Origin of the sequence: Methanogenium sp. MK-MG, from assembly GCF_009914725.1 — an archaeon.
In the GTDB taxonomy this organism is placed as follows: domain Archaea; phylum Halobacteriota; class Methanomicrobia; order Methanomicrobiales; family Methanomicrobiaceae; genus Methanogenium.
On the sequence record NZ_JAAAWJ010000024.1, the window covers coordinates 1 to 11,291 of the forward strand.

The 11,291-nt window shown below is 46.2% G+C and carries 17 protein-coding genes, 2 tRNA genes and 1 pseudogene; 3 read left to right on the forward strand and 17 right to left on the reverse strand.

What is annotated here, in order from left to right:
* The 17 genes and pseudogenes from MKMG_RS05385 to MKMG_RS05465 form a co-directional block, all read right to left on the reverse strand.
* A pseudogene (locus tag MKMG_RS05385) lies at window positions 1–566 on the reverse strand (enolase); the annotation flags it as partial.
* A 5-nt stretch (window positions 567–571) separates the two neighbouring features.
* Window positions 572–757, reverse strand: coding sequence for a DNA-directed RNA polymerase subunit K (locus MKMG_RS05390; protein ID WP_165076410.1), 186 nt, complete (start codon window positions 755–757; stop codon window positions 572–574).
* A 28-nt stretch (window positions 758–785) separates the two neighbouring features.
* Window positions 786–858, reverse strand: a tRNA-Pro gene (locus MKMG_RS05395).
* 20 nt (window positions 859–878) lie between these two features.
* Window positions 879–1,067 carry a DNA-directed RNA polymerase subunit N gene (locus MKMG_RS05400; protein ID WP_165076411.1) on the reverse strand — a complete coding sequence of 63 codons (189 nt, stop codon included), beginning with the start codon at window positions 1,065–1,067 and terminating at the stop codon, window positions 879–881.
* 30 nt (window positions 1,068–1,097) lie between these two features.
* The gene (locus MKMG_RS05405) at window positions 1,098–1,499 is read right to left on the reverse strand and encodes a 30S ribosomal protein S9 (RefSeq protein ID WP_165076412.1); all 402 of its coding nucleotides are present in this window, start codon (window positions 1,497–1,499) and stop codon (window positions 1,098–1,100) included.
* Window positions 1,500–1,512: 13 nt separating this feature from the next.
* Window positions 1,513–1,935 (reverse strand): 50S ribosomal protein L13, encoded by a 423-nt coding sequence (locus tag MKMG_RS05410; RefSeq protein ID WP_165076414.1) that lies wholly within the window; start codon window positions 1,933–1,935, stop codon window positions 1,513–1,515.
* A 5-nt stretch (window positions 1,936–1,940) separates the two neighbouring features.
* Window positions 1,941–2,306 carry a 50S ribosomal protein L18e gene (locus MKMG_RS05415; RefSeq protein WP_165076416.1) on the reverse strand — a complete coding sequence of 122 codons (366 nt, stop codon included), beginning with the start codon at window positions 2,304–2,306 and terminating at the stop codon, window positions 1,941–1,943.
* Complete coding sequence (locus MKMG_RS05420; RefSeq protein ID WP_165076419.1) at window positions 2,299–3,135, reverse strand: DNA-directed RNA polymerase subunit D; 837 nt, start codon at window positions 3,133–3,135, stop codon at window positions 2,299–2,301. Before MKMG_RS05420 ends, MKMG_RS05415 begins: the two co-directional genes overlap by 8 nt.
* A gap of 3 nt (window positions 3,136–3,138) precedes the next feature.
* Window positions 3,139–3,534 carry a 30S ribosomal protein S11 gene (locus MKMG_RS05425; protein ID WP_165076421.1) on the reverse strand — a complete coding sequence of 132 codons (396 nt, stop codon included), beginning with the start codon at window positions 3,532–3,534 and terminating at the stop codon, window positions 3,139–3,141.
* Window positions 3,534–4,082, reverse strand: coding sequence for a 30S ribosomal protein S4 (locus MKMG_RS05430; RefSeq protein WP_165076423.1), 549 nt, complete (start codon window positions 4,080–4,082; stop codon window positions 3,534–3,536). Before MKMG_RS05430 ends, MKMG_RS05425 begins: the two co-directional genes overlap by 1 nt.
* Window positions 4,083–4,092: 10 nt before the next feature.
* Complete coding sequence (locus MKMG_RS05435; RefSeq protein ID WP_062399756.1) at window positions 4,093–4,542, reverse strand: 30S ribosomal protein S13; 450 nt, start codon at window positions 4,540–4,542, stop codon at window positions 4,093–4,095.
* Between the two features lie 37 nt (window positions 4,543–4,579).
* Window positions 4,580–4,663, reverse strand: a tRNA-Ser gene (locus MKMG_RS05440).
* 109 nt (window positions 4,664–4,772) lie between these two features.
* Window positions 4,773–5,744, reverse strand: coding sequence for a deoxyhypusine synthase (locus tag MKMG_RS05445; protein WP_165076425.1), 972 nt, complete (start codon window positions 5,742–5,744; stop codon window positions 4,773–4,775).
* 62 nt (window positions 5,745–5,806) lie between these two features.
* Window positions 5,807–6,583, reverse strand: coding sequence for a CBS domain-containing protein (locus MKMG_RS05450; RefSeq protein ID WP_165076427.1), 777 nt, complete (start codon window positions 6,581–6,583; stop codon window positions 5,807–5,809).
* 184 nt (window positions 6,584–6,767) lie between these two features.
* Complete coding sequence (locus MKMG_RS05455) at window positions 6,768–7,652, reverse strand: CBS domain-containing protein (protein WP_254059098.1); 885 nt, start codon at window positions 7,650–7,652, stop codon at window positions 6,768–6,770.
* 40 nt (window positions 7,653–7,692) lie between these two features.
* Window positions 7,693–8,478 carry a CBS domain-containing protein gene (locus MKMG_RS05460; protein WP_165076429.1) on the reverse strand — a complete coding sequence of 262 codons (786 nt, stop codon included), beginning with the start codon at window positions 8,476–8,478 and terminating at the stop codon, window positions 7,693–7,695.
* Window positions 8,475–9,017, reverse strand: a complete 543-nt coding sequence (locus MKMG_RS05465) for a cyclic nucleotide-binding/CBS domain-containing protein (protein ID WP_165076430.1) — start codon at window positions 9,015–9,017, stop codon at window positions 8,475–8,477. The genes MKMG_RS05460 and MKMG_RS05465 overlap by 4 nt, the downstream gene beginning before the upstream one ends.
* A 223-nt stretch (window positions 9,018–9,240) precedes the next feature.
* On the opposite strand from MKMG_RS05465, the gene MKMG_RS05470 reads away from it, so the two are divergent.
* The 3 genes from MKMG_RS05470 to MKMG_RS05480 are packed head-to-tail and all read left to right on the forward strand — an operon-like array spanning window position 9,241 to window position 10,689.
* Complete coding sequence (locus tag MKMG_RS05470) at window positions 9,241–9,882, forward strand: Era-like GTP-binding protein (protein WP_165076431.1); 642 nt, start codon at window positions 9,241–9,243, stop codon at window positions 9,880–9,882.
* Between the two features lie 6 nt (window positions 9,883–9,888).
* Entirely contained in the window at window positions 9,889–10,260 is a 372-nt protein-coding gene (locus tag MKMG_RS05475; RefSeq protein ID WP_165076432.1) for a DUF2073 domain-containing protein, read from the forward strand.
* Window positions 10,261–10,266: 6 nt separating this feature from the next.
* On the forward strand, window positions 10,267–10,689 hold the full coding sequence (locus tag MKMG_RS05480; protein WP_165076433.1) for a Zn-ribbon domain-containing protein: 423 nt from the start codon (window positions 10,267–10,269) through the stop codon (window positions 10,687–10,689).
* Window positions 10,690–11,291: the final 602 nt, after the last annotated feature.

The following is an 11,291-nucleotide window of genomic DNA, read 5'->3' on the forward strand; positions in this document are numbered from 1 at the left end:
CCGCATCCATTACCACCGGATACTAACAGCTCTTTAATCTTTTTGTGCACCGCTGCATTGGCAAAAATTGCTTCATCTGCATCCAGTGCACCAGTTGGCACAACAAGGAATTCCTGAATATCTGTTGCATGTGCTGCATGGGCGCCCCCCCCAATAACATTACCAAGGGGATAGGGAGTCTGTGCTGCAAATGCTCCTCCAAGATACCGGAAAAGCGGCAATGAAAGTGAAGAAGCAGCTGCTTTTGCATTCGCAAGAGACAATGCAACTGCAACATTCGCACCTATAACCGAAAAGTCTCCGGTCCCGTCAATCTCATGGAGGAGATAGTCAAACCCGGTCTGGTCGGTGGTTTCAAATCCAGACAACGCAGGAATAACAGTCTGCCGCGCCCCATCAATTGCCTCACGCACAGGCAGGACTTTTGCTTCATACATCCCGGTGCTTGCACCAGATGGTGCCGCTGCCCTGCCAAATCCATTCTCAGTATAAATATCCGCCTCAACAGTAGGGTTTCCCCTGCTGTCGAGAATAGTCCTGAGATGTATTTCAGTAATTTGTGCCATAATTTTCACTGCGCCCGTTTGACGGTAATGGGTATCTTCTGTTGTTTGAATTCTTCAGTTGCAATTTCAAGCGGGTCTATTGAGTCAGTCTCTATCAAAAGAGGAGCGCCCATCGAAATCTGCAATGAACGTGCACCAACAATTCGGGCTTTCTCATAACGGGTAAATGATTCCACGTCTTCGGATTTCATGTAGTCTCCAGAAAAATTTAATCGAAAATGGGGTCGCTGAGATTCGAACTCAGGTTACAGCATCCCGAACGCCATAGGATTCCAGGCTACCCCACGACCCCGCATATTCAGACTCTTCCTCTCATTGATATGGATTGAGATCATCTATAATCTCTTTGTGCGCCAGAATCATGCGCCTACAACAGTAGCGTGAAAGTCCGAGATCGTCGAGGATCTCTTTAGGATCCTCGCCTGCACTCTGCCGCTGCCTGAAATCTTCCCAGGCTGTCGAAATGACTTTCCCACATGTAAAACATCGGATAGGTATCATGCAAACGATCTCTATATTTGTTGTTATTATCTAACGATAAGACTTTTGGAATTTCGCACGTGCTCCACGGCCATGCGGCTTCTTCGCTTCTTTCTGGCGTGAGTCATTTACCAGGAGAGTACGGTCATAGACAAGGTAAATATCCTTAATCTTTGGATCATTACTCCACTTTACAATGCCGCGGGCAAGTGCCGTCCGTACCGCTTCAGCCTGCCCCATAACTCCGCCGCCCCTGACATTGATAGAAACATCAACATCATCAAGAACATCCGAAACCAAAAGAAGTGGCTCTGAGATTTTCATTCTGAGCATCTCAGTACCGTATATCTCAAGGGGTACAGAATTAATGCGTACACGTCCCTTACCTTCACGAAGGGTGGCACGCGCAATTGCAGTCTTCCGCTTTCCGCTTGTATTAATTACTTTCGTCATCTGATATCACCGCTCAGAATTTTGCTCCAAGTATTGTGCTGATTTCACCCAGAGTTACAAACTTCGGGGTTGAAAGTCCGTCGATATGTGCCATCTCAAGTACCTCAAGTTCTGCTCCTTCGAACTCATCAGGAATACCCACATGCACCATCACACGGCGAAGTGCCTCTGCACCCCGCTTGCGCTTATACGGGACCATCCCGCGTATCGTACGCTTGAGAATATGATCAGGGCGTCTTGGATAGAATGGACCTCCCTCACGGGAACCAATCTTTCTCTTGTGATCATAATCAGCTAAAATACGAGCCTTTCCTCCGGAAACTACACACTGTTCTGCATTTACAATGGCAATTTCCTCTCCCTCGAGCGACCGTTTTGCAACAATACTGGCAAGCCGTCCCAGGCGAAGTCCTGTTGCATCAATAATTGTAACCATGCACCTCACCTCAGAATCCTTACCTTTTTGCCTTCCGGATTCTGCTGGACAAGTTCTTCGATTGTCATACAGACTCCGTCTGCACCGGTAATTTTTTCTTCTGCTACTCCGCTGAATCCTATTGCAGCAACAGATACCTTCTGGTCCAACACACCACTCCCCAGAACTTTTCCGGGAATAAGTACTGTGTCGCCATCCTGCGCATACCTGTTGATTTTGCTGATATTAACTTCAGCGAAATTGTTGCTGGGTGACTCCAGCCGATTTGCAATATCACGCCAGACATTTGCGCCATTTGCCCGAGACATCTCTTTAAGAGTAGATATGAGGGCAGAATAACGAGGATTTGTCTTCGTCGTTGTTTTAGTCATTTACATTCCCTCCGGATATATCGCATAGAACATCCACCAGGTTGTCTGATTTCGTCTGAATCTCTTTTGCAGCACGTTCAAGAATCTGGCGAACCGGAATCGAACCATCACTCTCTACAACAAAGATGAACGTATCATCCACTGTCTGAACAGAGATTGCAGGACTATCCCAGGTATCGGCATTTGCAATGCAGATCCTCTCACAAAGCTTACAAAGTGTGCAGTCCTCAATTTTTCCTTCAACGACTGCTGCACTGTTTCCCTTTATTTCAAGCACATTACGCGGACATTCATCCACACACATGCCACAACCATCACACTTGCTGTCAAACACAATCCGCGGATATGATTTATATCCACAGGCAAGCGTCGGCTGCCATTTTGCATGATCGATACCCCGTCCAAGCACGGCACGAGCTTCAAGAACGATCTTCTGATCTTTTTCAATTTTAACCAGAGGTACGTTCTCTTCAACCGGTGCAGCACGCGGATCCTGGGGAATCAGATCACGGGAGTATACAACCTTCGGCCCTTCTACACTCAGTGTATAAACAGACGTGCATGCTGAACACCCCTCACCATTACAGGAGCAATCCTTTGTGAATACATATTCATCAAGGTCTGTCCTGAGGGGAATAAGCCCCAGACGGTGAGCAAGCATCTCATCAAAAAGTGCGCTGTTATTGTCATATATAAGCACATCTTCGATGGCAAGTGTTGGGACTTCCCCAATCATTGTCCTTCTGTATGAATTTACAAAGGCAGAGGAGAAGCCCGAAATGATAAAACGGGCGACATCATCATCAAACCTGCTGAATGAAAGCTGCATCTATCAGACTCTCCTGCCCCTTCTTCCACCTTTTGCACGAATGCTGTCATGTGGCACAGGGGTGACATCCTCAATACGTCCGATACGCATACCTGCACGTGCAAGTGCGCGAATTGCTGCCTGAGCTCCGGGACCCGGACTGCGCTGCTTACCACGACCTGGTGCACGAACTCTGACATGCAGACCAACGATGCCCTTCTCCCTTGCCTGCTGTGCAACATTCGTTGCCATCTGCATTGCAGCATAAGGTGAACTTTCATTCCGTGCCTGCTTTACAACCATCCCGCCACTGGACTTTGTTACCGTCTCTGCACCAGAGAGGTCCGTAACGGTGATAACCGTATTGTTAAACGAGGCGTAGATATGTGCAATACCCCATTTTTCGTCAGGTGCTGCCATTACTGTCGTCCTCCTTTGATAATACGGTCACGCTCAGGATGTACATCATTCGTTAATGGAGACGGTCCATAGTATGAAATGCCACCGTCTTCACTGCGTTTGATGTGATAGCTGGGGATAGTAACCTTTCTTCCACCAACAGCAATATGCCCGTGGGTGATGAACTGGCGCGCCTGCTTGGGTGACCGTGCAAGACCCTGCCGGTAGACCATCGTCTGGAGACGACGTTCAAGGGGATTCTCAGTCTTCATTGCAAGAACATCACTGATGCCTGCATTCTCACCAAGCAATCCAAACCGGTAGAGATGGCCAAGAAGTTCCTCTTCCTTTCGTGCAATCAGCGCTTCATTTGTTGATGAAGACTTTAATGCAAGAAGTTCACGTGCAGCACGACGATAATTTCTGAGGATACTGCGCGTCTTCCAGAGCTCACGCTTGTTGCGGAGACCATATTCGATAACCAGCCGGTTTTCATCTTCAATACGGGTTTTTTCAAAGCGCCGTTTTGGAGTTTCATACGTTTTGTGGTTCTTTCCTGGATAACCCATACTAAAAACCTCAGACCTTCTTCCGTCTCACACCAACAGTGGTGCCAGTACGACCTGTCGATTTCGTACGCTGTCCACGCACTTTCTGGCCGGTTTCATGACGAATGCCCCGGTAGCTGCGAATCTTACGCATCCGGTTAACATCATCCTCTATTGCCATTCTCAAGTCTTGACCGAGAAGCTGTTTTGCCTCTCCGGTGTAGACATCTTTCTGCCGATTAAGCATCCAGGTTGGCACATGATCCTTGTAACTGGTTACAACCGCACGAATACGGTCCACTGGCTCTTCATCAAGAAGTCCCAGTGTTGCCCGCGGGTCAACATCTGCAAGTTTTGAAATTACAGATGATGTATGCATACCAATACCGGCAAGTCCGGTCAATGCAATCTGCACCGCTTTAGTACCGTCAAGGTCAGTGTTCTCAATCCTGACGAAGTAGTTGATCTCTTGCTCTTCCATTCAGTCAGCCTCACACATTGAGTTATACTCTTTAAAGCGTTGAGGGAGGGATTTGAACCCCCGAGTCCCAAGGGACACGGGGTTAGCAACCCCGCGCCATGCCTGGCTTGGCTACCTCAACAGAGATATAATCTCGCATCAATTACGACACTCGCAACACGAAAAATCGTTGTTGCTCCATGAATGTTACCTTACTGTATGGGAGAAGAATGGTATTAATAGTTGTGGTATTAAAATAGCCCTGACGGCACCATCCGTTCCGGGTTCATAGCTTTCAACCCGGAAACCACAAGGGGCAGCGCAATTGTCGCATCACAGAATACCTGAACATGGGCGGAATTCACTGATTCTTTTCCCCAGCTGACCGCCTCTTCAAAGGTGCATCCGGAAAGACCCCCCCAGTGAGGGGCATCGGTTGTATACTGAATGGCGTAGGCATGACCTCCCAGGTTGTTATCATGAATTGAAGCGATGATCTGTGTCTGCTGAATGAAATTCTTAGGCACACCACCGCCTACATAAATAACACCGGTCTTCGGAGAATGTTCTACAATCCGTGTAATTTCGTCTGCATCCCCCAGTTGATCAATATTAATTTCAGCGCCCTCCCTTCGTGCCATCAAAAGAGCAATTCCAATCGATGAATCTGACAATGCAGGAATAAAAACAGGCACCCCTGCATCTGCACATGCAGAGACCAGAGAACTTCCGGAAGACCACTTATCCTGCAGATGTTCTGTTAGTTTTCCAATGAAGTCACGGGATGAGCCTGTATATGGCGATATTGAATGGGCATACTCTGCAATTAACCGATCAACATCCCTGAATTCACCCTCATAAGCAAAAACATCATAAATCCTGTCAATTCCTTTATTGAATAGTTCTGCATCATCCACATGGTGATGCCCACGATAATGATGTACCCCCTGATGTTCACAAATGTCATGAAAAATATTCGCACCTGTTGAGACGATTACATCCACATATCTGCGTTCAACGAGTTCAGAAAGGCATGCCTGCATACCTGCAGGAATCATTGCACCAGAAAGCCCCAAAAATATCGTGCAGTCCGGATCTTCGATCATATTCTTCCAGACATTCATAGATTCCCCCAGTTTTCTCCCCTGGAATCCACTATTTCCCATGTTCAGCAGAAGTAGGTCAATTTCACGCACAGGCTGTACAGGAGTGATCGGTTTCATAATACTAAGAATGAATCGTAATTAGAAGATATAATATCATGCAATTCAAAAAAAGTGAATTATTATAATGCAATAAGCATTGAATCCTTAGAGATAATTCCAGTGAGTTTCCCGTCTTTTGTGACAGGAACAGAGCTTATTCCTCTCTTTGTAATCAGCTCAACAAACTCAGAGACCGGCAGACTATCTTCAAGTGAGAGGGCCGGTGCGGTCATAATATCCCTGACAAAGATATTTTTAATCTGGTTGTCCTGATGTTTCCCGTCAACATGTCTCCGGAAATCGCGCATTGCACGTGCCACATCAGTCTCTGTAACAATACCGGAAATGTTACCATCATCCATAACAACGAATTTAGTCACATCCTCATCAAGCATGCGCCTGCGCAGATGAATGACTCTCTCATCCTGACCAATTACAGATGCTTTCTGAACCAGATTCTCCGTAGTGGTATCCGGCACCATCACTTTAAGAAGATCAGTTGCATCAACTTTCCCAACGAGTTTATGCTCAATATCGAGCACAACTACTAATTTATATTCCTGGAGAAGCGGGATTAGTATGTCTGCATCCTCATCCGCATAGACTGATGTAAAATTTTCATCCGTTTTGTTTGATACATGAATCTGCGTGGGCGGCAGAGTGGACGTTTTCTTGCTACCAAGAGTTTCCGCAATGGCTGCCCGGGATATTGTTCCGATCACTGAACCGTTATTTGTAACGATCAGGGGGTCCAGGCCATCTGCAAGCATTTTATCCAGTGCTTCAGTAATCAGAGCAGATTTAGCAATGGTAATCGACTTGGACATCACATCTTTGACAAATATTTCCTGACTCATTTCGCCACATCCTAATATATATCCTATTCAGAATCCTGTTTCATCATACAGGATAAAGGCTAATTTTCACTGACCTGTTCATCAGGCATCCTCCTTGTTCCACAGAGGGAGAATGCCGGAAAGCACCCATGCAATCAGGTGCTTTTTGATATCAATCCTGATTTACTTACTGAATATGACAACATTACAGTTCATTCTGAAGAGCACAGACGAGATCATACTCTGTAATGATGCCAACCAGACGGGAATCTTCAATAACCGGCAGGGCACCAACACCTTTTGACAGCATAAATCGTGCCGCATCGCCGACATTAACGGTTGGATTTGTCGTCATAAGGTCACCTTTCATCAGAGAGCGTACCGAAACTCTGAGAACGTCTTCCGTTGAACCCGTAGTCATCTTCTCAAAGATAGTACCATCCCCAACATATTTCATAATATCCATTGCTGTCACGATGCCGAAGAGCACATCATTGCTGACAACAGGTAACCGTCTGAAATGCCGCCGCGTCATCTCCCTGCCTGCACCCTGGATTGTTTCATCCGGCGTGATGACATGCGGCGATGCTGTCATCACATCTTCAACAAGACTTGCACTTTTAAACGATGTAAGGACCTGCAGTACATCACGCTCAGTGATGATCCCCAGAAGCAGGCCATCCCCATTGACAATAGGAAGTCCGCCGGTTTTGGTCATTACAATCCTGTCAACAACATCCGGAAGTTCATCGCCGGGATGAACTGTATCAAGTTTTTTTGACATTATTTCCTTTACCGGTTCATTGATTGCAGAGAGAATTTGTCCCCGGTGTTTAACCTTGACAAGATTATATTTCGATCCCCCGCCCATAAGATCAACCACATCACCTGCGGTAACAAGACCACGCAGTCTTCCTGTACCCGGGTCTGTAACAGGTAACCTGCGAAATCCTTTTGTGCACATGGCCTCAACAGCCCGGATAATCTGCATCGTCTGTGGAACAGAGTACACATCACTGGTTCCAATAGCCAGAATCTCTGAAGGGTGCCCGGGTTTATTGGTTGAAAATTCTACAGGCCGTCCACTCATTTTTCCAGGATTTGTCCTCATTTCATCAGCTGGTTTCGTATTATTCAGATTTCTGTGCATGTACCACCCCTGGTAATTCGAGAGCATTTAGAATATCCTGACGAGATACGATGCCAACTATTTGTCCATCCTGTCCAATAACCGGAAGACGGCTGACATCATACTGCATCATTGCCTGTGCTGCATCCCCTATTGCATCATCCCCGAAGGCAATAATGGCAGGGGTAACCATGACATACTCAACCGGCGTGTTATGCTTTGCTTCAATTGAGCGGCGTATATGCCCGTGAGTGAGCAAATCCTTTCTGGAAATCATGCCCAGAATGTGACTGTCATCTTCAACAGGAAGGGCGTCGTAACCGCTCTCAGTGATTGTTGAATAGACAGCATGCAACGGATCATCCGGATGGCACGTAACCACCGGACTGGTCATGTACTCATTCACCAGTCCTTTTGGATGCTGGCGTGACATGATAACCGGGAGGAGAGCAGCCAGCTGCACCCCTCCGATCAGCTCTCCTGAATGAGAACAGACTGCTGCACTGTCTGTCTGCGCATTCCAGATCCGGGCAAGGGCCTCTTCTATTGAATCATCGGAATGCACAACGGGGGCATCATGAAGAAATGCCCGTATCTCCAGATTTGATTTTGTGTCATTTACAAGAATCACATCTGACAGGTCAACATATCCGGCCAGACTTCCATCTCTGTTTCTGACAAAAATCTCCCTGAATGAATCCTCGCGAAGATGTTTTCTCGCCTTTGTGACCAGATCATCCGGATACAACACCGGAATTTCGCGCATCAGGTCGGATACGGCCATCATAACGGTTCATCCTCTTTACGACACCCGGGACACAGCATGTTTCCATCAACACTCACCAGGTTATCCGACATACAGCCACATTCATCACAGATTCCATCAACAAGTTCATCGAGACGGTTTATTTCAATGAGATTGGACATGATGCCGTTCATTTCATTGGATACTGCCAGAATGTCGCGTACAGTGACCATACCGACAACCCGTGAATCCTCAACAACGGGAATTCTCCGGACTTTATTCTTCATCATTATATTGGCGGCATCCTCGATGGTTTTATCAAAGCCCACTGTAATCAGCGGTGTGCTCATCACTTCATGCACAAATACATCACCCGGCACTCTGTTTTTTGCAACAACCTTGCAATTGATATCCAGTTCCGTAACAATGCCGACAGGGACATTTTTCTTCAGCACAATACAACTGCCGACTTCATCACGACACATCTTCTCAGCGGCATGTGCAACCGTTGATCCCGAGTCTATTGTTGTGGGACGAAACCGGATCACTTCTTTCAGAAGGATACGTGTTTCAAACCGCATTTGGTTCATCCTGTTATCACTCACTCAGATCACCGTTTTTCTGCATCAAAAAATAAGGCAGATATGATATAGTGGGCTATTGTGCCGTATTCGTATAAAAGAATACTGAACATACACATATTAACCAGAATAATTTCTTTTGATCTCACATGTGCAAGAATAAAGGTATATTATTAGGTAAACAGATATCAGAATACAAGGATTCTGCTTTCAGGAGGGACAAATGAATTTTTTTATACGGACGAAAAAAAGACTATCAAGATATTTAAATGCATTTTTTAAGAAGCGCCAGTCACGGATAGGTATCTACGGCCCGCCAAACGCTGGAAAAACCACGCTGTCAAACCGAATCGTACGGGACTGGACAGGGGATGCATTGGGTCCTGTCAGTGAAATACCTCATGAAACCAGACGTGCACGGCGCAAAGAGGGCATCACTATCTCAAACCAGAATGGAAACAGGGTAACAATTGATATTGTGGACACTCCGGGTGTGACAACAAAAATCGATTATCAGGAATTCATTGAATATGGAATGGAGAAGGATGAGGCAGTGAAACGTGCCCGTGAAGCAACAGAGGGGGTTGCTGAAGCAATGCACTGGCTTCGTGAGGACATTGACGGCGTCATCTATATGCTTGACTCAACACTCGACCCGTTTACCCAGGTAAATATCATGCTGGTTGGTATCATTGAAAGCAGAAATTTACCCGTAATCATTGTCGCAAATAAAATCGATCTGCCTGATGCGTCAGCGTCTGCAATCCGGAAGGCATTTCCCCAGCACCCTGTGATTCCGGTATCAGGTCTTGAAGGAAACAACATGGAAGAGCTCTATGAAAAGATGCTCGAACATTTCGGGTGATTCCAGATGATACAGGGAGTTCAGATAGACCTGATTTCTGCAGACAGGCTTGACAAGATGACAACAATGGAGAAGATTCGTCTGATTCTTGATGATGTCATGGAAGGGAACATCGTTGTTCTGGAAAAAGGGCTTACCCCGGATGAACAGAGCAGACTGATAGAAATTACCATGCGTGAAATTACTCCGGACGGTTTTTCAGGAATTGAGATGGAGACCTATGCTCCAAAGGACTCCGGTTCTTCAGGAGGACTGTTCGGAAAACTTCTGGGGAAGAAGGGTTCCGTAACACGTATGACCGTAATTGGTCCTGCCAACCAGATGAAAACAATAAAGAAGGACAAAGACCTCATAAGCGCCTGGGTATCATCAAGGTGAATATAGATGGCACATAAGTGCACACAATGTGGAAGGGAATTTCAGGACGGATCAAATGTTATCCTCAAGGGATGCCCGAGCTGCGGCGGGAAAAAATTTCTCTACATCCAGCCACAGGATATGCACAAGGATGTACTTGAGGAAAAGAGCATAAAACAGATCGCAGAAGAGACAAAAGAGCAGTTTCTGGAGATAAAGGATGACAAGAAGAGACCGGAGACTGCCCGCACTCCCAAGCGTGTGGAAATGTATGACAGAATCGAAAGTATCACTGTCATCAACCCCGGTTCTTATGAACTCAATCTGGAAAAATTAGCTGAAAGTGATGAACTGGTTATCAGAATGGGTGATGATGACCGCTACTTGGTTGATATTCATTCGATGAGTAATAGTTCAAAATCTAAGAAAAAAAAGTATAAAAAACGGTAATTTATAGATTCTTGATTCTTGATTCTTCCTTTTTTGGCCCTGTAGGAATCTTCAGAGAGAACAGAGCCCAGAAAAGAGAAAAACATGACCTATAATGGGCGTGAACTCCTTTACCTGGCAGAATGGTGATTCCGCTTCTTCTTTGCTGTACCTTATTGGTTGCCCCCATCTTCCGTTTCTTAACCACGGAATACGGATTATTTTTCAGGGGCGGGCACCCGGATGTGATGTTTGTTCACTCCTGCAAGCTGCGGAGTAAGATTCGCATTACTTTGGACAAATGCCCGGCATCTGGTTAAGCAACGCTTAAATAACCCCCAAAAGGGCCTGCGACCCGGAAAAACGCGTCCACACAGGAGCCCGGAGCGGGCCGTTCTCAACCGGAGACAACCCATAACGTCCTTTCAAAATTTCTGCCAATAGCGACCGCTCAGTATTTCGCAATTAATCGTCATTTTAGCAAATAAAAGGCATTACAGCCGTATTTTTCCGGCAGTAAAAAAAGCAAAAAAAAACGTCCATTTTACCCCCCGATTCCCCAACACAGGGGGTCAAAGAGGGTGGAAAAAGGGTGACAAAAAAGAGGGGCTGGAGCCCCTGTT